General features: G+C 57.0%; 22 protein-coding genes and 1 pseudogene. 19 read left to right on the forward strand and 4 right to left on the reverse strand.

Going from position 1 to position 24,332, the window contains the following annotated elements; genetic code table 11:
* Positions 1-153: 153 nt before the first annotated feature.
* From mnmG to glmU, 14 genes are all read left to right on the forward strand, one after another.
* On the forward strand, positions 154-2,043 hold the full coding sequence (gene mnmG, locus GWQ22_RS05605; protein ID WP_212514633.1) for a tRNA uridine-5-carboxymethylaminomethyl(34) synthesis enzyme MnmG: 1,890 nt from the start codon (positions 154-156) through the stop codon (positions 2,041-2,043).
* A gap of 21 nt (positions 2,044-2,064) precedes the next feature.
* Entirely contained in the window at positions 2,065-2,691 is a 627-nt protein-coding gene (gene rsmG / locus GWQ22_RS05610) for a 16S rRNA (guanine(527)-N(7))-methyltransferase RsmG (protein WP_108535733.1), read from the forward strand.
* A 26-nt stretch (positions 2,692-2,717) separates the two neighbouring features.
* Positions 2,718-3,521 carry a ParA family protein gene (locus tag GWQ22_RS05615; protein WP_042037160.1) on the forward strand — a complete coding sequence of 268 codons (804 nt, stop codon included), beginning with the start codon at positions 2,718-2,720 and terminating at the stop codon, positions 3,519-3,521.
* Complete coding sequence (locus tag GWQ22_RS05620) at positions 3,518-4,426, forward strand: ParB/RepB/Spo0J family partition protein (RefSeq protein WP_275929702.1); 909 nt, start codon at positions 3,518-3,520, stop codon at positions 4,424-4,426. Before GWQ22_RS05615 ends, GWQ22_RS05620 begins: the two co-directional genes overlap by 4 nt.
* Before the next feature lie 190 nt (positions 4,427-4,616).
* On the forward strand, positions 4,617-5,024 hold the full coding sequence (locus tag GWQ22_RS05625; protein ID WP_042037162.1) for an ATP synthase subunit I: 408 nt from the start codon (positions 4,617-4,619) through the stop codon (positions 5,022-5,024).
* 8 nt (positions 5,025-5,032) lie between these two features.
* Positions 5,033-5,812, forward strand: a complete 780-nt coding sequence (gene atpB, locus GWQ22_RS05630; RefSeq protein ID WP_042037163.1) for a F0F1 ATP synthase subunit A — start codon at positions 5,033-5,035, stop codon at positions 5,810-5,812.
* Between the two features lie 24 nt (positions 5,813-5,836).
* Positions 5,837-6,079, forward strand: a complete 243-nt coding sequence (atpE, locus tag GWQ22_RS05635) for a F0F1 ATP synthase subunit C (RefSeq protein WP_042037164.1) — start codon at positions 5,837-5,839, stop codon at positions 6,077-6,079.
* A 57-nt stretch (positions 6,080-6,136) separates the two neighbouring features.
* Positions 6,137-6,607, forward strand: a complete 471-nt coding sequence (gene atpF / locus GWQ22_RS05640; RefSeq protein WP_042037194.1) for a F0F1 ATP synthase subunit B — start codon at positions 6,137-6,139, stop codon at positions 6,605-6,607.
* A 13-nt stretch (positions 6,608-6,620) separates the two neighbouring features.
* Complete coding sequence (atpH, locus tag GWQ22_RS05645; RefSeq protein WP_212514636.1) at positions 6,621-7,154, forward strand: F0F1 ATP synthase subunit delta; 534 nt, start codon at positions 6,621-6,623, stop codon at positions 7,152-7,154.
* 15 nt (positions 7,155-7,169) lie between these two features.
* Complete coding sequence (gene atpA, locus GWQ22_RS05650; RefSeq protein ID WP_042037166.1) at positions 7,170-8,711, forward strand: F0F1 ATP synthase subunit alpha; 1,542 nt, start codon at positions 7,170-7,172, stop codon at positions 8,709-8,711.
* A 43-nt stretch (positions 8,712-8,754) separates the two neighbouring features.
* Positions 8,755-9,621 (forward strand): F0F1 ATP synthase subunit gamma, encoded by an 867-nt coding sequence (gene atpG, locus GWQ22_RS05655; protein WP_042037167.1) that lies wholly within the window; start codon positions 8,755-8,757, stop codon positions 9,619-9,621.
* Between the two features lie 33 nt (positions 9,622-9,654).
* Entirely contained in the window at positions 9,655-11,043 is a 1,389-nt protein-coding gene (atpD, locus tag GWQ22_RS05660; protein ID WP_042037168.1) for a F0F1 ATP synthase subunit beta, read from the forward strand.
* An 18-nt stretch (positions 11,044-11,061) separates the two neighbouring features.
* Positions 11,062-11,490: a F0F1 ATP synthase subunit epsilon gene (locus GWQ22_RS05665; protein WP_042037169.1), complete on the forward strand. Its 429-nt coding sequence runs from the start codon at positions 11,062-11,064 to the stop codon at positions 11,488-11,490.
* A 94-nt stretch (positions 11,491-11,584) separates the two neighbouring features.
* Positions 11,585-12,946: a bifunctional UDP-N-acetylglucosamine diphosphorylase/glucosamine-1-phosphate N-acetyltransferase GlmU gene (gene glmU, locus GWQ22_RS05670; protein WP_275929703.1), complete on the forward strand. Its 1,362-nt coding sequence runs from the start codon at positions 11,585-11,587 to the stop codon at positions 12,944-12,946.
* Between the two features lie 51 nt (positions 12,947-12,997).
* Here the strand turns inward: glmU and creD are convergent, their stop codons facing one another.
* The 4 genes from creD to blrA all read right to left on the reverse strand — a co-directional run bounded on the left by creD (position 12,998) and on the right by blrA (position 17,510).
* On the reverse strand, positions 12,998-14,389 hold the full coding sequence (creD, locus tag GWQ22_RS05675; RefSeq protein WP_275929704.1) for a cell envelope integrity protein CreD: 1,392 nt from the start codon (positions 14,387-14,389) through the stop codon (positions 12,998-13,000).
* A 118-nt stretch (positions 14,390-14,507) separates the two neighbouring features.
* Positions 14,508-15,302: a class D beta-lactamase gene (blaOXA, locus tag GWQ22_RS05680; protein WP_275929705.1), complete on the reverse strand. Its 795-nt coding sequence runs from the start codon at positions 15,300-15,302 to the stop codon at positions 14,508-14,510.
* Positions 15,303-15,379: 77 nt separating this feature from the next.
* Positions 15,380-16,801 (reverse strand): beta-lactam sensor histidine kinase BlrB, encoded by a 1,422-nt coding sequence (gene blrB, locus GWQ22_RS05685; protein WP_275929706.1) that lies wholly within the window; start codon positions 16,799-16,801, stop codon positions 15,380-15,382.
* A gap of 34 nt (positions 16,802-16,835) precedes the next feature.
* Positions 16,836-17,510, reverse strand: coding sequence for a beta-lactam response regulator transcription factor BlrA (gene blrA, locus GWQ22_RS05690; protein WP_275929707.1), 675 nt, complete (start codon positions 17,508-17,510; stop codon positions 16,836-16,838).
* Positions 17,511-17,633: 123 nt separating this feature from the next.
* Here blrA and GWQ22_RS05695 point away from each other — a divergent pair, with 123 nt between their 5' ends.
* From GWQ22_RS05695 to GWQ22_RS05715, 5 genes and pseudogenes are all read left to right on the forward strand, one after another.
* Positions 17,634-18,407, forward strand: a complete 774-nt coding sequence (locus tag GWQ22_RS05695; protein WP_275929708.1) for a DeoR family transcriptional regulator — start codon at positions 17,634-17,636, stop codon at positions 18,405-18,407.
* Positions 18,408-18,455: 48 nt separating this feature from the next.
* Complete coding sequence (gene glmS / locus GWQ22_RS05700) at positions 18,456-20,288, forward strand: glutamine--fructose-6-phosphate transaminase (isomerizing) (protein ID WP_275929709.1); 1,833 nt, start codon at positions 18,456-18,458, stop codon at positions 20,286-20,288.
* Between the two features lie 134 nt (positions 20,289-20,422).
* Entirely contained in the window at positions 20,423-21,238 is an 816-nt protein-coding gene (locus tag GWQ22_RS05705; protein ID WP_275929710.1) for a TnsA endonuclease N-terminal domain-containing protein, read from the forward strand.
* Positions 21,228-23,300 (forward strand): Mu transposase C-terminal domain-containing protein, encoded by a 2,073-nt coding sequence (locus GWQ22_RS05710; protein WP_275919810.1) that lies wholly within the window; start codon positions 21,228-21,230, stop codon positions 23,298-23,300. The genes GWQ22_RS05705 and GWQ22_RS05710 overlap by 11 nt, the downstream gene beginning before the upstream one ends.
* Positions 23,301-23,544: 244 nt before the next feature.
* Positions 23,545-24,096 (forward strand): annotated as a pseudogene (locus GWQ22_RS05715) (ATP-binding protein); the annotation flags it as partial.
* Positions 24,097-24,332 lie beyond the last annotated feature (236 nt).

The raw sequence follows: 24,332 nt of genomic DNA on the forward strand, positions 1-24,332 counted from the left end.
GATCTAAAGATCCTTAAGATCTATTAAGTGGATCTTCCCTCCATACTGACCGTTAAGTAGACATTCCCCTCAGGGCGCGAAACAGATAGAATGTTCCGCCCCTCAGCCTAGGCAAACAACGATCTTCAGGCGTGCAGATCAAGGTGATCCCCAATGCAATACCATGAACAATTTGATGTGATCGTCGTCGGTGGCGGTCATGCAGGAACCGAAGCAGCAACAGCGGCAGCCCGTATGGGTCTGAATACCCTGTTGTTGACCCACAATATCGATACGTTGGGACACATGTCCTGTAATCCGGCGATCGGCGGGATCGGCAAGGGACACCTGGTCAAGGAAGTTGACGCCCTCGGCGGGATCATGGCGCGAGCCGTCGATCTTGGCGGGATCCAGTTCCGTACCCTGAACTCCTCCAAGGGGCCCGCGGTACGAGCCACCCGTGCTCAAGCGGATCGACTGCTCTACAAAGCCGTCGTACGTCAGATGCTGGAGAACTACCCGAACCTGAAGATCTTCCAGCAAGCCTGTGATGATCTGATCATGGACGGGGATCGTGTTGCCGGTGTGGTGACCCAGAGCGGGATCCGCATCAGCGGCAAGACGGTGGTGCTGACCGTAGGCACCTTCCTGAATGGCTTGATCCACATCGGGATGGAAAACTACAAGGGCGGCCGCGCCGGGGATCCTCCCTCGATCGCCCTGGCTCAACGGCTGCGCGAGATGCCGCTGCGCATCGATCGTCTCAAGACGGGTACACCACCGCGGATCGATGCTCGCAGCGTTGATCTCTCCGTCATGCAGGCCCAGTACGGCGATGATCCGCGCCCCGTCTTCTCGTTTATCGGCGACGCCAGCCAGCACCCACGCCAGGTGCCCTGCTACGTCACTCACACCAACGAGCGTACCCACGATGTGATCCGCAACAATCTGGATCGCAGCCCCATGTACGCCGGGGTGATCGAAGGGATTGGCCCACGCTACTGCCCGTCGATCGAAGACAAGATCACCCGCTTCGCGGACAAAACGGCGCACCAGATTTTTGTCGAGCCGGAAGGCCTGACCACCCACGAACTCTATCCGAACGGGATCTCCACCAGCCTGCCATTCGACGTGCAGGTGCAGATAGTGCGTTCCATTCGTGGTTTCGAAAATGCCCATATCACCCGCCCCGGCTATGCCATCGAATATGACTTCTTCGATCCACGGGATCTCAAGGCCAACATGGAGAGCAAGTGCATCGGCAATCTGTTCTTCGCTGGCCAGATCAACGGCACCACGGGTTACGAAGAGGCGGCAGCCCAGGGCCTGATGGCCGGTTTGAACGCCGGTCTGCGTGCCCAGGACAAGGATCCCTGGCATCCGCGCAGGGATCAGGCCTACATGGGCGTGATGATGGACGATCTCTCCACCCTGGGAACCCGCGAGCCCTACCGCATGTTCACCAGCCGCGCCGAATATCGCCTGCTGCTGCGGGAAGACAACGCTGACCTGCGTCTGACCGCCATCGGCCGTGAGCTGGGTCTGGTGGACGACGAACGCTGGGGCAAGTTCAACGTCAAGATGGAACAGGTGGAGCTGGAGCAACAGCGCATGCGTTCGACCTGGATCCACCCGCAACATCCGTCGCTGGAGGCAGTCAACGCTCTGGTCAATGCCCCGCTGACCCGCGAGCAGAGTCTGGAAGAGTTGCTGCGTCGTCCCGAAGTGACCTACGATGCGCTGATGGCCATCGAGGGGGTGGGGCCGGCACTGAGCGATCACGCCGCCGCCGATCAGGTGGAGATCCAGATCAAGTACGCCGGTTACATCGAACGTCAGCACGACGAGGTGGAGAAACAGCTTCGCAACGAGAACACCCTCTTGCCGCTGGACATGAACTACCGCGACGTCAACGGTCTCTCCAACGAGGTGATCGCCAAGCTGAGCGATGCCAGGCCGCAGACCATAGGTCAGGCTTCCCGGATCTCCGGCATCACCCCGGCTGCCATCTCCATCCTGCTGGTTCACCTGAAAAAACACGGCCTGCTGCGCAAAACCGCCTGAGGATTCTTACCGTTGGAAAACATGCTGGAAAGATTGAACGGCCTGCTTATGCAGGCCGGTATTGTTATCACCGACACCCAAAAGACCCAGTTGGTTCAGCTTGTCGAGTTGCTGCACAAGTGGAACAAGGCTTACAATCTCACCTCGGTGCGTGATCCGGACGCCATGCTGGTCAAGCATATCCTCGACAGTCTGGTGGTGAGTCCTCACCTGCACGGTGAACGTTTCATCGATGTGGGGACCGGTCCAGGGCTGCCTGGCTTGCCGCTGGCCATCATCAATCCGGACAAGCAGTTCGTGCTGTTGGACAGTCTGGGCAAGCGGATCAACTTCATCCGCCAGGTGATCCAGGAGCTGGGCTTGACCAATGTGACGCCCGTCAAATCCCGTGTTGAAGAGTATCAACCCGACGTCGGGTTTGATGGTGTACTGAGTCGGGCCTTTGCCTCGCTGGAGGACATGCTGACCTGGTGTCATCATCTGCCGTCGGCCCAGGGCAGCTTCCTGGCGCTCAAGGGGCAATACCCCGGGCCCGAGCTGGCTCAACTGCCTGCCAACATACGTCTGGTCGCCTCCCATCAACTGGTGGTGCCGGAACTGGAAGGCGAACGTCATCTGCTGGAATTTAAACATGTCCAGCCCGAATAGGGTCGCAGTTTCATTTAGGGGATAGTGTGGGAAAAGTCATCGCCATAGCCAACCAGAAGGGTGGAGTGGGTAAAACCACCACCTGTGTGAATCTGGCCGCCTCCCTGGCCGCCACCCGGCGCAAGGTGCTGGTGATCGATCTGGATCCGCAGGGCAATGCCACCATGGGCAGCGGTGTCGACAAGTACGAAGTCGAACGGACTGCCTATGAGCTGCTGATCGAAGACGCCCCCATTGGCGAGGTGATCATCCCCGAAACCTCGGGGGGCTATCACCTCATCGCCGCCAACGCCGACGTGACTGCGGCCGAAATCCGCCTGATGGAATTCTTTGCCCGCGAAATCCGCCTGCGCAATGCGCTGGCCTCGGTACGGGACAAATACGATTACATCTTCATCGACTGCCCGCCTTCTCTCAACATGCTGACCGTGAACGCCATGGCCGCCGCCGATTCCGTGCTGGTGCCCATGCAGTGCGAATACTATGCACTGGAAGGGCTTACCGCCCTGGTCGACACCATCAGCAAGCTGGCAGCCGTGGTTAATCCGGAGCTGAAGATCGAAGGGGTGCTGCGCACCATGTTCGATCACCGCAACCGGCTGGCCAATGATGTGTCCGATCAGCTGAAACAGCATTTCGGGGACAAGGTCTATCGCACCATCATCCCCCGCAACGTAAGACTGGCGGAGGCACCGAGCTTCGGTGCTCCGGCCATGCACTATGACAAATCATCGGTGGGTGCCAAGGCCTATCTGGCGCTGGCGGGCGAGATGCTGCGCCGCCAGGAGCAGGAGCGTCAGGTGACCATCGCAGACCGAGAGAGCATATGACGCCGAAAAAACGTGGACTGGGCAAGGGGCTGGACGCCCTGCTCAGCACCAGCACGGCCGCGCGCCAGAAACAGGTGATGAGCGACCAGCGTACCGAGCAGGCTATGGCCCCCACCAATCAGGGTGAGCTGCGCAGGCTGCCGGTGGAGTGGTTACAGTCCGGCAAGTACCAGCCACGCAAGGACATGTCGCAGGATGCACTGGAAGATCTGGCCAATTCCATCCGCGCCCAAGGGGTGATCCAGCCGATCGTGGTGCGCCCCCTTGGCGAGCAATCCTTTGAAATCATCGCCGGCGAGCGACGTTGGCGTGCCTCCCAGCTGGCCCGCCTCGACGTTGTGCCCTGCATCGTCAAGGATGTGCCTGACGAGGCCGCCGTCGCCATCGCGCTGATTGAGAACATCCAGCGTGAAGATCTCAATGCCATCGAAGAGGCGGTCGCCCTGCAGCTGCTGCTGACCGAATTCGAGCTGACCCACCAGCAGGTGGCCGAGGCGGTAGGCAAGTCCCGCACCACGGTCACCAACCTGTTGCGTCTCAATCAGCTCAACGACGACGTCAAGCGTTTCGTCGAGCACGGTGATCTCGATATGGGTCATGCCCGCGCCCTGCTGGCTTTGAGTGGCCAGGCCCAGTCCGAACTGGCCAAGCTGGTTGCCCAGAAGGGGCTGACAGTGCGAGATACCGAGAAGCTGGTTCAAAAAACACTCGAACCGGCAAAAGCCAAGGTTGAACCTGTCCGTGATCCGCAGTTTGGTTACCTGGAGCGCCAGATTTCAGAAAAAATTGGTAATCAGGTACAACTTCAGCCGGGGAAGCAGGATAGCGGCAAGTTAGTAATAAGTTACGAGAACTTAGCCGGTTTGGACCGGGTATTGGGCTATTTTGGCCTGTCAGAAACGTGATTTTTACGCTTTTTGTAGTAATAAAACATCTATTCCTTTTGATATGAACGTAACCTTGATTCTGTACGGAAAGCCGCAAAAATTAAGGGTTTTTGTCATATTGCAATCACCGCCTTCAAGGGTATAATTTGACCGGCTTTTTGGGCTGTCATTTCGTGTGTGTCAACATGTCGATTTTTACAGTTCTGTAATGTTCAGGGGGCATTTGGTGGAGCAAAAATTAGCCTGGAAAGGTTTGACACTGGCCTTGGCTATACTTGCTTGCCAACTTACCCTGATCTTGGTTGTGAGTGCCGTTTGGGTTCACCTGAGAGGCATTCCTGCTGGATACGCGTCCCTCTATGGGGGAGGTGTATATCTGATTCCACAACTCCTGTTCAGTCTCTTTACGTTGAGCCGGAAGCTTGGCCCCGGGAGTGCGGGCTGGGTGTTGTGGGATTTTTGTGTTGGAGCAGGGATCAAGCTGGTAAGTACAGTCGCACTCTTCGTGACTGTACTCCTGTACGTCGAGGTGGAGCATCTCCCCCTTTATGTCACCTATTCGCTATCCCTGTTTTTCCAATGGGTCATAACGATCGTTCTCAATAACCGCTACTAGGAAAACTCATGGCTGCAACCGGAGAAGCCCTGACTACTCAGGGATACATCTCCCACCACCTGCACCATCTGCAAGTGGGTTCGGGGTTCTGGACGGTAAATATCGACTCCATGATATTTTCCGTTATCCTCGGCGCTCTGTTTATCTGGATATTCCGCAAGGTGGCCGTGACGGCGACCAGCGGTGTGCCAGACAAGCTTCAGTGTTTTGTAGAAATGGTTGTCGAGTTTGTGGATGACACTGTCAAGGGTATCTTCCACGGTAAGAGCAAGCTGATCGCTCCGCTGGCACTGACCGTGTTCATCTGGGTTTTCCTGATGAACTTGATGGACCTCATCCCGGTTGACTACCTGCCCTACACAGCACAATTGCTGGGCGTCCCCAACTTGCGAGTAGTTCCTTCCGCCGATGTTAACATCACTATGTCCATGGCTCTGGGAGTCTTCGCCTTAATCATCATTTACAGTATCAAGATGAAAGGTGTCTCGGGCTTTGTGAAAGAGTTGACCCTCAGCCCTTTCAATCACTGGGCATTTATCCCTGTTAACATTGCGTTGGAGTTGGTTACCCTGCTGTCCAAACCCGTTTCTCAGGGTTTGCGTCTGTTTGGTAACATGTATGCCGGTGAACTGGTATTTATCCTGATCGCTGGTCTGCTACCGTGGTGGTCCCAATGGCTGCTTAGCGTGCCTTGGGCACTGTTCCACATTCTGGTAATTACTCTGCAAGCCTTTATCTTCATGGTGTTGACCATTGTCTATTTGTCGATGGCCAGTGAAGACCATTAATCCTGTTACGTTTACTCGCTCTGTTTGGAGAATATAAAGATGGAAATGATTTACTTTGCCGCTGCAATCATGCTGGGTATGGCCGCTGTCGGTGCCGCTATCGGTATCGCTCTGCTGGGTGGCAAGTTTCTGGAAGGCGCTGCGCGTCAGCCTGACCTGATGCCTATCCTGCGTACCAACTTCTTCATCGTAATGGGTCTGGTCGATGCAATCCCGATGATTGTGGTCGGTATGGCTCTGTACCTGATTTTCGGGGTTGCAGCCTGATAAGTGATGCTGTTGTTATCACTTTCTTTTTAAATTTCATATAGAGAGGTCTTGGTTGTGAGTATCAATGCCACCCTCCTCGGTCAGACAATTGCTTTCATCATTTTTGTCTGGTGCTGCATGAAGTTTGTATGGCCGCCCCTGATGGCTGCCATCGAGGCTCGTCAGAAAAAAATTGCTGATGGCCTCTCTTCCGCAGAGCGTGCCAAGAAAGATCTGGATTTGGCCAAGGCCAACGCCACCGATCAGCTGAAAGAAGCCAAGCTTCAGGCTGCAGAAATCATTGAGCAGGCTAACAAACGTAAAGCCCAGATCATTGATGATGCTGCTGTCGGAGCCCAGACTGAGCGGGAAAAAATCCTGGCTCAGGGCCGAGCCGAGCTCGAAGCTGAACGTCATCGTGCCAAAGAAGAACTGCGTAAGCAGGTTGCTGCTCTTGCCATTGCTGGTGCAGAGAAGATCCTGGCGCGTCACATCGACCAGGCTGCCAACAGCGACATCGTCGACAAACTGGTAGCAGAACTGTAACGGGAACGGGGCTATGTCTGAACTGACTACAATCGCTCGCCCCTACGCCAAGGCTGCTTTCGAGTTTGCCGTTGAGCACAAGGCGGTTGACCAGTGGCTGGGGATGCTCGGCTTCGCTGCACAAGTAGCGGAGAACGGGACAATTCACTCACTGGTACACGGCTCTGTGGCTGCCGAAGAGCTCGCAAACCTGTTTGTGGGCGTCTGCGGTGAGCAACTCGACGAGCATGGCCAGAACCTGATCCGGGTGATGGCCGAGAATGGTCGCTTGGGTGTGCTGCCGGCGGTCGTTGCTGAATTTGTAGCGTTCAAGGCTGAACTGGATAAAGAAGTTCAGGCTGACGTGATTTCGGCGACCGAACTGACCGACCAGCAGAAAGCCGCTATTCAGGCTTCTCTGGAACAACGTCTCGCGCGCAAAGTGAAGCTGAATTGCAGCATGGATGCGTCCTTGATGGCCGGGGTGCTCATCAAGGCCGGTGATCTGGTAATCGACGGCTCTGTCCGCGGTAAGCTGGATCGCATGGCTGACGCGCTGCAATCTTGATTGGGGTATTAGAGCATGCAACTGAATTCCACTGAAATCGCCGAGCTTATCAAGCAGCGCATCGCGCAGTTTGATGTCAAAAGCGAAGCGCGTAACGAAGGTACCATCGTCTCTGTGAGCGACGGTATCATTCGTATTCACGGCCTGGCCGATGCCATGCAAGGTGAGATGATCGAGCTGCCGGGCAACCGCTTTGCTCTGGCATTGAACCTGGAGCGTGACTCCGTCGGTGCTGTGATCATGGGTTCCTATGACGGTCTGTCAGAAGGAATGAAAGTAAAAGGCACTGGCCGTATTCTGGAAGTGCCTGTCGGTCGTGGTTTGTTGGGCCGGGTGCTGAACACCCTGGGCCAGCCGATCGACGGTAAAGGTCCGGTCGACAACGACGGCTTCTCGCCGATCGAAGTGATCGCCCCGGGCGTTATCGAGCGCAAGTCCGTTGACCAGCCGGTTCAGACCGGTCTGAAAGCCATCGATGCCATGATCCCCATCGGTCGTGGCCAGCGTGAGCTGATCATCGGTGACCGTCAGGTGGGCAAGACCGCCATCGCGATCGACACCATCATCAACCAGAAAGACTCCGGCATTAAGTGTGTCTACGTTGCGATTGGCCAGAAGGCCTCCACCATCGCCAACGTGGTGCGCAAGCTGGAAGAGCACGGTGCCCTGGCCAACACCATAGTGGTGGTTGCCTCTGCCTCCGAAGCGGCGGCCCTGCAGTACCTGGCTCCGTATGCCGGTTGCTCCATGGGTGAGTACTTCCGTGACCGCGGTGAAGACGCGCTGATCATCTATGATGACCTGTCCAAGCAGGCCGTAGCTTATCGCCAGATCTCCCTGCTGCTGCGCCGTCCGCCAGGACGTGAAGCTTACCCGGGTGACGTTTTCTATCTGCACTCCCGTCTGCTTGAGCGTGCTGCTCGCGTCAACGCCGAGTACGTAGAGAAGTTCACCAAGGGTGAAGTGAAAGGCCAGACCGGTTCTTTGACCGCATTGCCGATCATCGAAACCCAGGCCGGTGACGTGTCTGCATTCGTACCGACCAACGTGATTTCCATCACAGATGGTCAGATCTTCCTGACGTCACAGCTGTTTAACTCCGGTATTCGTCCGGCGGTTGACCCGGGTATCTCCGTATCCCGTGTGGGCGGTGCCGCTCAGACCAAGATCGTCAAGAAGCTGTCCGGTGGTATCCGTACCGCACTGGCCCAGTATCGCGAGCTGGCGGCATTTGCCCAGTTCTCTTCCGATCTGGACGAGGCGACTCGCAAGCAGCTGGACCATGGTCAGAAAGTGACCGAGCTGATGAAGCAGAAACAGTACTCTCCGATGAGCGTGGCCCAGCAGTCGCTGGTGCTGTTCGCCGCCGAGAAAGGCTATCTCTCCGATGTCGAGCTGAACAAGATCGTCGACTTCGAAGCCGCTCTGCTCTCTTACGCCAATACCCAGCATGGTTCGCTGATGGCTGAAATCAATGCCAAAGCAGACTACAACGACGCGATCGTTGGCAAGCTGACTGCGTTGCTGGATGACTTCAAGGCAACCCAGACCTGGTAAGCGTGTGTGGCAGCGCGAGCTGCCACCTGATGGAGAGTAAGAGATGGCCGGCGCAAAAGAGATACGTAACAAGATCGGGAGTGTGAAAAACACTCAGAAGATCACCGGCGCTATGGAGATGGTGGCAGCAAGCAAGATGCGCCGTGCGCAGGAACGCATGTCTGCCAGCCGTCCGTACGCTCAAACCATGCGCAAGGTGATCGGCCATATCGCCCAGGGGAACTTGGAATACAAGCACCCCTACCTCATGGAACGTGAGGTCAAGCGAGTGGGTTACATCGTCGTCTCCACCGACCGTGGCCTGTGTGGCGGTTTGAACATTAACCTGTTCAAGGCTGCCCTCAATGATATGAAGCAATGGAGCGCGAAAGGTGCCAAGGTTGACCTGGCATTGATCGGCAACAAGGCCTCCAACTTCTTTGAACGGCACGGCGCCAAGGTGAAAGCTCATGTCGCAGGACTGGGTGACAACCCGAGCGTCAATGACCTGATTGGTTCAGTCAAAGTCATGCTGAAGGCTTACGACAACGGTGAGATTGACAAGCTGTACCTGGTGTACAACAAGTTCGTCAACACCATGGTGCAGCAACCACGAGTCGATCAACTGCTGCCTTTGCCCGTAACTGAAGACAGCAAGCTCGCCAAGCAGCAACCCTGGGATTACCTCTATGAGCCGGATCCCAAGCAACTGCTGGATACCCTGTTGATTCGCTACGTCGAATCCCAGGTGTACCAGGGGGTGGTAGAAAACTTGGCAAGTGAACAGGCAGCCCGAATGGTTGCCATGCAAGCCGCGACTGACAACGCCGGTAACCTGATTAACGATCTGCAACTGGTATACAACAAGGCCCGTCAGGCCAGTATTACCCAGGAGCTGACAGAGATCGTATCCGGTGCTGCTGCGGTGTAAGGCAAGGGTTATCAAAGGTTTAGAGGATTTGACATGAGTAACGGTTTCATCGTCCAAATCATCGGCGCTGTGGTGGACATCGAGTTCCCGCAGAATGCCGTGCCCCAGGTGTACGATGCACTGAAGGTCGTCAGCGAAGGTCAAGGCTTGGGTCTGGTGCTGGAAGTGCAGCAACAGATCGGCGGCGGCGTCGTTCGTTGCATCACCATGGGCTCCTCCGACGGTCTGCGTCGTGGGTTGGAAGTAATGAATAGCGGTAAATCCATCCAGGTGCCGGTCGGTGTATCGACTCTGGGTCGGATCATGAACGTACTGGGCGATCCGATCGACGAAAAAGGTCCGATCGGTGAAGAAGAGCGTTGGTCCATCCACCGCGCGGCCCCCAGCTACGAAGATCAGTCCAACAGCAACGACCTGCTGGAGACCGGCATCAAGGTTATCGACCTGGTATGCCCGTTCGCCAAGGGTGGTAAAGTCGGTCTGTTCGGTGGTGCCGGTGTCGGCAAGACCGTCAACATGATGGAGCTGATCCGTAACATCGCCATCGAACACAGTGGTTACTCTGTATTCGCCGGTGTGGGTGAGCGTACCCGTGAGGGTAACGACTTCTACCACGAGATGATGGAGTCCAACGTACTGGACAAAGTATCTCTGGTTTACGGTCAGATGAACGAGCCGCCCGGAAACCGTCTGCGCGTGGCGCTGACCGGCCTGACCATGGCCGAGAAGTTCCGTGACGAAGGTCGTGACGTGCTGTTCTTCGTGGACAACATCTACCGTTATACCCTGGCCGGTACCGAAGTATCCGCACTGCTTGGCCGTATGCCGTCTGCAGTAGGTTACCAGCCGACCCTGGCCGAGGAGATGGGGGTTCTGCAAGAGCGCATCACCTCCACCCGGACCGGTTCCATCACCTCAGTCCAGGCCGTTTACGTGCCTGCGGATGACTTGACCGACCCGTCTCCGGCGACCACCTTCGCCCACCTGGACGCCACCGTCGTTCTGTCCCGTCAGATCGCGGCACTGGGTATCTACCCGGCCGTTGACCCGCTGGACTCCACCTCCCGTCAGCTGGATCCGCTGGTGGTAGGCAAGGAGCACTACGAGACCGCTCGTGGTGTACAGACCGTACTGCAGCGCTACAAAGAGCTGAAGGACATCATCGCCATCCTGGGTATGGATGAACTGTCAGAAGAAGACAAACTGACCGTAGCCCGTGCCCGTAAGATCGAGCGTTTCCTGTCTCAACCGTTCTTCGTGGCAGAAGTGTTTACCGGTTCTCCGGGCAAATACGTGCCGCTGAAAGAGACCATCCGTGGTTTCCAGGGCATCCTGAAAGGCGAGTACGACGATCTGCCTGAGCAGGCGTTTTACATGGTTGGCAGCATCGACGAAGTCGTCGAGAAATCCAAGAAACTGTAAGCCTCGATAGGAGGGCCCATGGCTGAGATGATCTCCTTTCACCTGGATGTGGTGAGCGCCGAAGGGAAACTTTTTTCCGGTCGGGTGCAATCTGCTCAGGTATCAGGCTCCGAAGGTGAGCTGGGTCTCCGTCACGGTCATGCTCCGTTGCTGACTGCCATCAAGCCGGGCCTGGTCCGCTTGATCAAGCAAAATGGTAGCGAAGAGGTGTTGTATATTTCCGGCGGCATGCTGGAAGTGCAACCCGAATCCGTGACCGTGCTGGCGGACACTGCGATTCGTGCTGACGACTTGGATGAGGCGAAAGCCCAGGAAGCCAAGCGCGCAGCCGAAGAGCGGATCCACAGCTCCCATGGTGATATCGACTACGCCCAGGCCGCCACCGAGCTGGCCAAGGCGATGGCCCAATTGCGGGTTATCGATATCGTCAAAAAGAATTACCGCTAATAACGGTGATGCAAAAAGCGACCTTCGGGTCGCTTTTTTTTTACTCGTTGGATAGACTCCGCCGAGTATTTATTCATGTTCCAAAGGTCGAGTTATGTCCCTCAATGTCGTGATCCTGGCGGCGGGTAAAGGTACCCGCATGCGTTCAGTCCTGCCCAAGGTGCTGCACCCGGTAGCCAATAAACCCATGGTTTCCCATGTGATTGACACCGCCCGCAAGGTGGGTGCCGAGCAACTGCATCTGGTGTATGGCCACGGTGCCGAGTTGTTGAAGGAGCGGATCCTTGCGCCCGACCTGAACTGGGTTTTGCAGGCGCAGCAACTGGGTACCGGCCATGCCGTTGCCCAGGCAATCCCGTTCTGGAAAGATGAAGATGACGTGCTGGTGCTGTACGGCGACACCCCGCTGATCCAGCCGGAGACCCTGCAACGGCTGCTGGCCGCCAAGGCTGACAACGGCATGGCGCTGCTGACAGTGGTGCTGGACAACCCGACCGGTTACGGCCGCATAGTGCGCGCCAACGGTCAGGTGGTCGGCATCGTCGAGCAGAAGGATGCCAATGCCGAGCAGCTGACCATCCGTGAAGTGAACACCGGCGTGCTGGTGGCCAACGGCGCCGACTTGCGTGGCTGGTTGTCGCGCCTGGATAACAATAATGCCCAGGGCGAACTCTACCTGACCGACGTGATCGCCATGGCCCATGCCGACGGTTGCCCCATCGCCGCCGTCCATCCGGACAGCGCCATGGAAGTGGAAGGTGCCAACAACCGGGTTCAGCTGGCACAGTTGGAGCGCAGCTACCAGAAGATGCAGGCCGAGCAGCTGATGATCGCCGGTGTCACCCTGATCGACCCCGCTCGTTTCGATCTGCGCGGGTCGCTCGAGATCGGTGAAGAGGTGGTGATCGACGTCAACGTCATCATCGAGGGTAAGGTGACGCTCGGCAACCACGTGCGTATCGGTGCCGGTGCCGTGTTGAAGGATTGCGTCATTGGCGATCACACCGAAGTGAAGCCCTACTCCGTCATCGAAGGTGCCCAGATTGCCGATCAGTGCTCGGTCGGCCCGTTTGCCCGTCTGCGCCCCGGGTCCGTACTGGAGCAGGATGCGCACGTTGGCAACTTTGTCGAGATGAAGAAATCCCGTCTCGGGGTCGGTTCCAAGTGTGGTCATCTCACCTATCTGGGAGATGCCGAGGTCGGTGCCAAGGTGAATATCGGTGCCGGTACCATCACCTGCAACTACGACGGCGTGAACAAGTTCCAGACCATCATAGAGGATGATGTGTTTGTCGGTTCCGATACCCAGCTGGTGGCGCCGGTGCGCATCGGCAAGGGCGCGACCCTGGGGGCGGGCTCCACCATCACCAAGGATGTAGCCGAGAACGAGCTGGTGATCACCCGGGTGCCCCAGCGTCACATCAAGAACTGGGCACGTCCGGTCAAGAAGAAGTGATGCCCGATCAATAAAATGCAACCGGCGCCTGATGGCGCCGGTTTTTTTGGCTTATAGCTGATGGTTGGTGTCACTGGTCGATGGCTGGGGCGCAGCCCATGTGGTGACGGGGGCGTTGTAGTCCATCACCTGATACCAGTCGAGCTTGCGGGTCAGCACCATGATCAGCGCCAGTATGGCGAACAGCAGCAGGGCGCCGAGCAGCAAAGCAATCTCCTGTGCTTGCAGCAGACCGAACAGGATGGCGTAGACCAGCCCGAGCAGCGCCGCAAAGCCGATCCCCTGTTTCGGGCCACCCAGCACATGGCTGAGGTAAAAGCCGTTGAGCAGCACGCTGGCCAGTGCGGCGACCAGATAGGCCCAGCCAAAGCCGAGGTGCTCGGTCAGCGCCAGCAATACCAAATAGAAGATGGCCAGCCCCATGCCCACCAGCGCGTACTGGATTGGGTGGACCCGCAGCCCCTTGAGCAGCTCGAACATGAAGAAGCTGATAAAGGTGAGGCCGATAAACAGCAGGGCATATTTGGCCGCCCGCTCGTTGAGCTGATAGTGATCCACCGGCTGCACCAGGCTGACGCTGAAGGCGGGCAGCGGCTCCTCCCCTCCCTGCATCATGCGATTGAAACGGCTCTCCATGTCGGTGGCAAACCAGCTGCTCTGCCAGCTGGCGTCGAACCCCTGGGCGGTGAGGGTGCGGCTGCCCGGCAGAAAGTCGCCGATGAAGTTGGGGTGGGGCCAGTTGCTGGCGAGGTTGAGCTTGCTGTCCTGGCCGAGGGGCACCACTTCCAGCTCATTCATCCCCTGCAGATCCAGCTCGATATGAAAAGTACCGCCCTCCCCCGGTAGCGCGGCGAGCGGCGCATGGATGCCGGCCAGCCCGTCACCCAACAGGGCGCCGGGGGCAAACGGGATACTCTGTTCACCCAATTGCAGCTCCGGCACGCGGTTGATGCCGCGGGCATCGGACAGCACCAGGCTCAGATAGGGTGTCCCAGCCACCAGCGCCGGATCGGTGCCATCGACGCTCAGTTCTGGCTCGCCGCTTATCGGGGCCTTGCTGTTCAGCCCGGTGGGCAGGCGTCCGGAGAGGGAGAGCTGGGCGTGATAGACCTGAGCCTGATAGATGCCGAGCTTGCGGGGGGTGACCTCCATGTTGGCCCGCACCTCCAGTTGCTCCGGCAGCAGGTAGCGGTAGATCTGCTGCTTGCGTTCGAAGCGCTTGCCATCCTGTTCCACTGTGACAATGCGGGTGTAAGGCTGCACCACAACCGGCCCCATCAGCCGCTGCGGACCACTGCTGCTGGCCATGATGCTGTGAATGGCCTGACTGCGGTAAGCCTGACGCTCCCGGTTCAGCTCCATGATGGATTGCACCGGCACCATTAGCAGCAGGCTGAGCAACAGCAGCAGAAAGATCTTGTGGGTGAATATCTGTTTGACCATGACACGTCTCCTTGTTGGATGGAACGAGTCTGTCAGCGCGAAGTGAAGGGGAGATGGGCTTGTGTGAAGTGGGGGTGAAGGGGGATAAAAAAACCGGCGCCTTGCACCGGTATTGGCATCACAGCCTCTTCAGCTGTTCGGGCAGGGCGGCAAACACCGCTTCCTTCGCCTTGAGCGAGGCGAATTGCTTGCCGGGTTTTTGCACTACCGTGTGGACGAAGATGAGCTGCTTGCCCGGCTTGCTGGCCCAGCCGACAAACCAGCCGATCTGCTGATCCCGGTTGAGGCTGCCATCCAGCAGCTTGGGGTAGCCCATGCCGGTCTTGCCGTGGATCTGCCAGCCGTCAATATCGGGCTGACGCAGGATATTGGCCGTGTGCTGCAGGGTCTGGGCGGAGACCGGCAGCTTGCCGCTCACCAGCTTGCCGAGGAAGCGAGCCTGCTCCTGGGGGCTGATGGCGAGGCTGGAGCTGAGCCAGGCCTGGGTCAGACCGTCGTGCTTGCCGGGGTTGCCCGAGAGATCCCGGTTGCCGTAGTCGAAGCGATCGACGTACTGCTGAAAGCGCTCCATCCCCAGCCACTCGGTGAGGCGCTGGGAGTACCAGATCACAGAGTAGGTGAGCCAGCGGCTCGGGGTTGTGGTCTCGCGCCAGGCGGGCAGCCAGTCATCGTCGCCGGGTTTGAACGGCAGGGCCGGCAGTGTTTCATCCACCAGGAAGCCGCTGTCATACCCCATCAGTGCCAGCGGGATCTTGAAGGTGGAGGCGGGAGTCAGCTGGCTGGAGCAATCCCCCTGGCTGCTGATGGGCTTGCCGCTGCCATCGGCAAACAGCAGGCAGCCGGAGGCGGCGCTGGTCGGCAGCGAGAATAGCAGGCCTGCAGCGAGCAGGCCGGGTAACAGAGTGCGTGACATGGGGTCTCCTTGGGCAAATGGGGCTAAGGGCCGGGAGGAGCGAGTATGACGCCGCTTTATGTGGCCAGTGTGAAGAGTCAGCCGGTGGGCAGCCAGAGCTCGGCCAGCACACCGCCATCGGGCTGGTTGCCGAGGCTCAGGTGGCCGCCGTGTTGGCGGGCCACCTCGGAGGCAAAGCTGAGCCCCAGGCCGCTGCTCTTGCCCTTGTCAGGCCTGGGCAGGGAGTAGAAACGCTCGAAGATACGTGGCAGGGCATAGTCCGGAATGCCGGGCCCCTGATCCCGTACCCGAAAGCCGTAACCGTCGGCGTGCATCTCGCCGGTCAATCTGATCGTGCTGCCAGCGGGTGAGAAGTCGAGGGCGTTGTCCAGCAGGTTGCCGAGGGCCTGCTCCACCAGAAGCGAGTCCCACTTCTGCTTCTGGGCCTCGCCTAGTTCGGCCACCAGCGTCACCTGGCGGCGCTGTGCGATGATCTGGCGGGCATCGAGCGCCCGTCTCCCCAGCCTGGCGGGGTCGGTGGCCTGGCGATCCAACCCCTGCCCCGACTCCAGTTTGGCCAGTTGCAGCATACGTTCTATCAGCTGCTGCATGCGGGCCGTCTCCAGATTGATGTTGCCGATAAAGCGCCGCGCCACCTCGGGTGGCGGCGCTTCCACCAGCAACTCCCCTGCCCCGCGAATGGCGGCCAGCGGGCTTTTGAGCTCGTGGGTCAGGCTGTGCACATAGGCTTCGATATAGGCCTTGCCATCCAGCTGGCGGCGCATGGTCTCCAGAGATCGGCCAAGCCGGTCCAGCTCGGGGCTGTAGAGCGGTGGCAGGCTGGCCGGCTGGTTGTGGCTGACCGCATCGGCGTAGTGCACCAGCTTGCCGATGGCGCGGTTGAGCCACCACACCAGCAGGGCGCCGATCAGCAGCGAGATGAACAGCAGCAGGGCCGCCCCCTGTAACAGCTGGTGCTCGCTGCGCTCTATCATGGGCAACAAAGTGCGGTTGGGCTTGGCGACCGTGAGGGATCCCAGGATATCGTCCCCTTCCCGCAGCGGCGCGGCCACGTGCATCACGGAACTGGCGGGATCGTCGGGATCGCTGCGGGTGCTGCGGGCTCCGTATTCACCGCGCAGTGTGCGATAGACATCGTTCCAGCGCGAGTAGTCCTTGCCCAGATCCATCCCGTCCGAGTCGTAAACCACCTTGCCCCAGCGGTCGACTACGTAGATGCGGTACTCTGCCTGCTGTTTGAGGTGGCCGTCGATCAGGGCATTGATGGGACTCTGGTTGAGGCGGGCGAAGGCGCTGGCCAGCCTGCCATCCGCCACCTTTCCTTCCTGCAGATCGTCCAGTGCCAGCGGCGCCAGCATCTGGGCCATGTCGACCAGGGTATCTTCGGTGGCGCTGCGTACCCCGGGTTTTATCTCCTCGACGAAGATCTCCAGTACGAACCAGGCGGCCAGTGCGAAGATCAGTACCAGCCCGCACAGCAGTTGCAGTCCAATTCTCATGTCGACTCCCGGCCGGTGCCCGGCCGCAGCATGTTCATGCCAGTTCCAGGCTGTAGCCCAGCCCGCGATGGGTCAGGATCAGGTTGGCGTCCGGGTCGCGCTCCCGCAGCTTGGCGCGGATGGTCTTGATATGGGTATCGACGGTGCGATCCAGGCTCTCCTCCGCCCCGCTCCATACCCGATCCATCAGCTGCTGGCGGGAGTAGACCCGGCCCGGTGCCTGCATCAGCGTCTTGAGCAGCAGGTATTCGTAGCGAGTGAGCGCCAGTGGCTGACCGTGAAAGCTGATGCGGGCCCGCTCCTCATCCAGTGCCAGCAATTGGCTCGGTTGGGGGAGTGTGGGCTGGCTACGGCGCAGTATTACCCGCACCCTGGCGCAAACTTCCCGTGGCGAGAAGGGCTTGGCCACATAGTCGTCTGCCCCTATCTCCAGCCCGATCAGTCTGTCTATCTCCTCGCTGCGGGCGGTGAGGAACATCAGGGGCACGTCGGTCAGCGCCCGCACCTGCTTGCATAGCTCGAAGCCGCTGATGTCTGGCAGCCCCACATCCAGGATCAGAAAATCGGGCCGCGTCTGTTCCAGTCGCGTCAACAGCGACTGACCAAGGGGAAACCACTCCACCTCGAAGCCGTCGGTTTGCAGCGCATAGATCAGGGTGTCGGCGATGCTGGCCTCATCTTCCACCAGCCAGATGACTTTTTTTTGCATGGCGTCCTCGTCGCAAATCAGCGTCCCCATTCTGGCATCGAACCAAATCGGATCCTATTTGCTGTTTTATTTTTCCAAAAAAGGCGCTAAAATTTCGATATTATTTCGAATCGAAACTTAAAGATGACCAAACGTAATACTCAGCAGCGCCGCCACACCATAGTGAGCCTGGTGCAGGAGCAGGGTGAAGTGAGCGTCGATACCCTGGCCAAGCACTTCTCCACCTCTGAAGTGACCATCCGCAAAGATCTGGCTGTGCTGGAAACCGGTGGCCTGCTGTTGCGTCGTTACGGTGGTGCCATACCCCTGCCCAGCGAGATGGTGGTGGACTGCAATCCCGAGCAAGTTTCGAAACGAAAGTTGGCCATAGCCCGTGCTGCCGCCGAACGGATCCGCGATCACAATCGCATCATCATCGACAGCGGCAGTACCACCAGCGCCATGATCCCCATGCTGGGAAACAAGCGCGGCCTCATCGTTATGACCAACTCCCTTAACGTGGCCGGCGCCCTGCGGGAATTGGAAAATGAGCCTATTCTGTTGATGACGGGTGGCACTTGGGACCCTCACTCTGAATCCTTCCAGGGTCAGGTAGCGGAGCAGGTATTGCGCTCCTATGACTTCGACCAGCTGTTCATTGGCGCCGATGGCATAGACCTGGAGCGGGGCACTACCACCTTCAACGAGCTGGTTGGTCTGTCACGGGTCATGGCTGAGGTGTCGCGGGAGGTCATCGTCATGGTTGAGTCGGAGAAGATAGGCCGCAAGATCCCCAACCTCGAGCTGCCTTGGGCGAACATCCAGACCCTGGTGACCGACGAAGGCTTGGCCACCTCGGCCAGAGAACAGATTCAAGCCCGGGGGATCACGCTGATCTGCGCCCCCGTGGCGGCTTAACCTGAATATCCAAACGAATTTCCATTTTTACCTTTTGAGGAGAAGTCTATGTGTGGCATCGTCGGGGCCGTCGCCCAACGTGATGTGGCTGAAATTCTGGTCGAAGGCCTGCGCCGTCTGGAATACCGTGGCTATGACTCGGCCGGTGTGGCCGTGTTCAGCGCTAACCAGCCGCTGCAGCGGGTTCGCCGTCTGGGCAAGGTGGCCGAACTGGCCAAGGCGCTGGAGGAGCAGTCCGTCCACGGTGGTACTGGTATCGCCCACACTCGTTGGGCCACCCACGGCGAGCCGTCCGAGCGCAATGCCCACCCCCACATCTCCGAGCACATAGTGGTGGTACACAACGGCATCATAGAGAACCATGAAGAGCTGCGGGCCGAGCTGCAAGGGCTGGGCTATGTGTTTAGCTCCGACACCGATACCGAGGTGATTGCTCACCTGGTGCACCACGAGCTGAAATCCGCCCCCAGTCTGCTGGTGGCCATGCAGGTTGCGGTGAAGCAGCTGCGCGGTGCCTACGGCACAGTCGTGATGGACAGCCGTGACGACAGCCGCGTTGTGGTGGCCCGCTCCGGTTCCCCGCTGGTGATCGGTCGCGGCATCGGCGAGAACTTCATTGCCTCCGACCAGATGGCCCTGCTGCCAGTGACCCGTCGCTTCATCTTCCTGGAAGAGGGCGATGTGGCCGAGGTGACTCGTCGCGACGTGCACATCTTCGATACCCATGGGGAGGCCGTGGTGCGCGAAGAGCTGGAGTCCGAACTCTCTCACGATGCCGGTGACAAGGGCGAGTACCGTCACTACATGCTCAAAGAGATCTACGAGCAGCCCAAAGCCATTACCAATACCCTGGAAGGCCGTCTGGGCACAGATCACGTTGTGGTCGAGTCGTTCGGCAACGGCGCCCGTGCCATCTTCGACAAGGTCGAGCACGTCCAGATTGTCGCCTGCGGTACCTCCTATAACTCAGGCATGGTCGCCCGCTACTGGTTCGAAGAGATCGCCGGTGTCTCCTGCGACGTGGAGATCGCCTCCGAGTTCCGCTATCGCAAGTCGGTCGTACGCCCCAACAGCCTGTTGGTGACCCTCTCCCAGAGTGGTGAGACCGCCGATACCCTGGCCGCCCTGCGTCTGGCCAAGCAGTCCGGCTACATGAGCTCGCTGGCCATCTGCAATGTGCCGGGCTCCTCCCTGGTGCGCGAGTCGGATCTGGCCTTTATGACCCGTGCCGGTGCCGAGATCGGTGTGGCCTCCACCAAGGCGTTCACCACCCAGCTGGCTGGCCTGCTGATGCTGGTGGCCTCCGTTGGTCACTGCCGTGGCAACCTGAGTGCCGCCGCCGAGGCCGAGTTGGTCAAGGCGCTGCAAGCATTGCCACTGCGCATCAAGGAGAGCCTGGCGCTGGCCAAGGACATCGAGGCTATGGCCGAAGAGTTCGCCGACAAGCACCACAGCCTGTTCCTCGGCCGTGGCAGCCAGTTCCCCATCGCCATGGAGGGAGCGCTCAAGCTCAAAGAGATCTCCTACATCCATGCCGAAGCCTATGCCGCTGGTGAACTGAAACACGGCCCGCTGGCGCTGATCGATGCCGAGATGCCCATCATAGTCGTGGCACCGAACAACGATCTGCTGGAGAAGCTCAAGTCCAACGTGGAAGAGGTCCGTGCTCGTGGCGGTATCCTTTACGTGTTCGCCGATGCGAACGCCGGTTTCAAGAGCGATGCCACCATGCGGGTGATGAGCCTGAACCACGTGGAAGAGATGATAGCCCCTATCGTCTATACCGTGCCGTTGCAGCTGCTCTCCTACCACGTCGCGCTTATCAAAGGCACGGATGTGGATCAGCCGCGCAACCTGGCGAAATCGGTGACTGTGGAATAAGCCGTTGTCAGAAAGGAAAAAAGATGTGTTGGTAGAATAAAGTTTGATAAAAATAATAAACTTTGATAGTTAATAATATAGTTTGATATTTTTATGGCCCTCGCTATGCTCAAAAGAGCAGCGAGGGCCTTTTCATGTCTGACAGCAACAAACCACTCCATCCCAAGGATCGGAAGCGCTTAAAAACACGCGGCCTAGGTAGCGGCAAGGACTATGTGCCTTTTGTCAGAGTGGATGACCTCAGTAGCCAAGGTGAGAGCATTCGCGTCTGCAGCTCAACGGTAGGACGAGTCCATCACCTGTTGTCAGGTATCGAACTGGCGGCATTCTTGGTGTTTGATTGGTACCCCACAACCGTCGACATTCGGGAACAATCTCCTATACCCATTGATGATTCGTTGGATGTCTGTCGTCAGTTAGGTATCCGTCATCCCCAAGTCGGTGAGTATTTGCATGTTGTGACCACGGATCTGCTCATCGACTTTGCAGATCGAACCCAGTTGGCGATAGCCGTGAAGCCATCAACAGAATTGGGTAGGGAACGCGTTATTGAAAAACTCCAGATAGAGAAGGCCTATTGGGAGAGCAAAGGCGTTCAGTGGCGATTGTTTACAGAAAGAGAAGTACCTGATGGATTGAAAGAGAATCTTGGTTGGCTACGTCCTTATTTGGATACAGAAACAGCCAAGACATTTGAGTTTAGCTTTTCCGATATTGAAGATCTCATTTTTCGACTCCGTCAGCAGCCGAAAGGCAAGATATCCCGCTTGTGTGGGAAACTTGATGATGAGTATCAGCTTGAACCAGGATTTCATATCAGTGTCTTGCGGTATGCAGTTGCCCATCATGTCATCATGGCCCCTATCGAAAAGCCATTCCATGGTTGGTTCAGTGATGAGCTTGAAATGCAGGCACACCAGATGAGCAAAGGGGTAGGACATGCTTCTTAATCAGGTGTTCATAGATCCTCAGTCCAAGCAGCGGTATAGGGTCGTGCTGGAACAGTTAAAACAACTGATGTTGATTGACATTGATGATACCAATGCTTGGCCGTTTCCCATGACTGAGGATGATCTCCAGTTGGCGGAGTTCATGCCGATCAATGATCCCTTCCCCCTGCCCTACGTTGAACCAAACAGTGTGGCCCAAGCCAAGCGTGATGAGGCATTCTCAGCATTGGAGCCATTATTTGCCCAGTACATCAGTCTGTTCGATAAAACTCAGCGTAATGTACTGATCAAATCCTTGCTGGGACAAATAGATAAACCCCGGCTGTATGTTACTAGACAGTTGCGTCGCTATTGGCAGCGTGGCATGGCCCCCAATGCTTTAGCTCCAGATTACCATCGTTGTGGTGGACGCGGAAAAGAGCGTCGGCAGGTTGAAGTCAAATTGGGCCGCAAGCGCACAGTATCGGAAGGCATCGGAACAATAATCACCGATGAGGTGGCTGATTTGTTTCGCTTGGCTATTGAAGGCTTTTATCTGATCAATAACAAATTACCGATAGGAGGCGCCAAAGACAAAGCCGTTGGCCTGTACAAATCACGCTTTCCCAATGCGGATAAAACCAGCATTCCGACAATGGCACAGTTCAGCTATTTCTATAAAACCAATTACTTGGCTACGGATGTTGCTAAGAAAAGAACGCCATCGATTGTCTATAACAAGGATAAGCGACCTATTGTCAGTACTTCTGGTTACATGAATTTTGGCCCTGGGGCTCGATATGAAATTGATGCCACTATTGGGGATATCTATCTGGTGTCAGATCATGATCCGAATGTGATTATCGGTCGCCCAGTCATCTACTTTGTGAAAGATGTCTTCAGTCGCATGATTGTGGGTATGTATGTGGGTCTAGAGAATCCATCATGGGTGGCGGCCATGATCGCGTTGGCCAACGCATTCACTGACAAAGTGGCATTTTGCCTGCAATACGGTATCACAATAGAATCTTCCCAATGGCCCAGTATGGGGATCCCGGCAGGCATCATGGCTGACCGCGGCGAACTGCTCTATCGGCAGGCTGATGTATTGGTTAATCGTTTCAATATTCAATTGAGTAATGCGCGAGCCTATCGTGGCGATGATAAAGGGATATGCGAACGGGCATTCAATACCATGCAGGCAGGTTTCCGACCTTATGCTGGTGGTATCGTTGAGCCCATCAACGGTAAAAAACGTATTGGCCGTCGATATGAACTGGACGCAGAGCTCAGTCTGAGTGCCTTTACCGAACTGATGATTCGATTGGTCATCAATCACAACACACATCATGTTGTTTCAGGATATGACCTGGCCCCTGATATGCCAGAGGACTTGCCTGCTGTTCCTCTTGAGCTGTGGAATTGGGGGATCCAGCACCGCACCGGAAAACTAAAACCATGTGATGATACATTGGCCAGAATTAATTTGCTGCCATACGAAGAGGCTACAGTCTCTGAGCTAGGCATCACCCTTAAAGGACTGATTTACACCTGCCAGGAGGCATTGAAGGCTGGTTGGTTTGATCGAATCCGGCAAAATCGACCAAGCAAAGTAGAAGTATCTTTCGATCCTCGACGAACCAATACGGTCTACCTTCGACCTGATGGCAGCTATGAGTCCTATTGGATATGTGAACTTTCAGATCGCAGTCGTCGGTTCCGTGATTTGAGCTTTGCTGAGGCAGGCAAACTGTTGGCGGCTACGCGTAAAACGCAAGCGAGCGCCAGACAGAGTGAGGCTTTTGAAAAGCCGGATCTACAAACTGACATCGAACAACTGGTGGCCAGGGAGAGAGCTAAAAAAACAGGGCGATCAGGAACATCTGATGCTGAACGCTTGCGTGGCATACGGGATAACCGTCTTCATGAAAAGGAGGCAGAACGCACTCGATCCAGTGTAAAACTCTCCTCGACAGCAGCTTCACCTAAGAAGTCGGCAGACGTGATAGCTTTTCGCTCTGACGAGCTCGTGCAACTGGATTACCCGGATCTAGATGCCTTTCTGGGGGATGATGATGAGTAAGTTGCCAATTGCCCATTATATTGCAGGGGAGATTGAAGAGTATCGTGATCAGCCTTTGATCAATGCGTTACCGCAAATCAACTCACCACAGGATACGGCGCAGATGCTGAACCGTTACCCTAAAGTGGATGAGTCAGAAATAGTCCTGCCAGGACATATTCGTCGTCATGCCATGATGCGTATATTGGACCAGTTTCTTTACCCCACAAGGTTGCATCTACAACTGGAGCAGATGATCTCCAGCATGATCCGCAGGGGCTACCTCAGCCGGAATATTGCTGATCGAACTTATCAACGTAATCTGGATGATGCCAGTCGTACCGATTTTCAGGCCGTTGCTCGTAATGCAGGGAATGAGGCGCTGGTAAGCTCTGTGATTGGATGCTCGGGAGCCGGTAAATCGACAGCAGTTGAGGCCATTTTGCAGAGCTATCCTCAGGCCATATTTCACCTAGAGTACCAGCATACCCAATTGGTTTGGCTGAAAGTGGAGTGCCCACATGATGGTTCAGTCAAAAATCTCTGCACGAACTTCTTTCGTGCTGTTGATGATGCCCTGGCAACGGACTATCAGCAGCTTTACGCCAAAGCCCGCTCTTCAGCTGAATCGATGTTGGGGGATATTGCCCGAGTTGCGGCGTTGCACTCGGTCGGCTTGCTGGTCATCGATGAGATACAGCATCTGGAAAAATCCCGATCTGGTGGTGCAGGGAAGATGCTGAATTTTTTTGTTACCCTGACCAATGTCATCAAGGTACCTGTGCTGTTCATTGGCACACCTAAGGCTCTAGAACTGTTTAGTCCGACCATGCGGTCAGCGCGACGTGCTACTCAGTTTGGCAGTTTGAACTGGAATCGCTTTTCCCGAGCAGAAGAGAACGGACCTGATGGTGAATGGGAGCGTTTCATCGTAAGCGCCGTTAAATCGACCTACTTGCCTTTACCGTATTGCGCCACTTTTTTTGCAATCGGCTCCAGCGGGACGTTCCATGGCAGCAGGGCTTCGAGCTTTTCCAGGGTATCGGCCTCGCC

This window comes from Aeromonas sp. 1HA1 (assembly GCF_029237385.1).
Classification (GTDB): Bacteria; Pseudomonadota; Gammaproteobacteria; order Enterobacterales; family Aeromonadaceae; genus Aeromonas; species Aeromonas popoffii.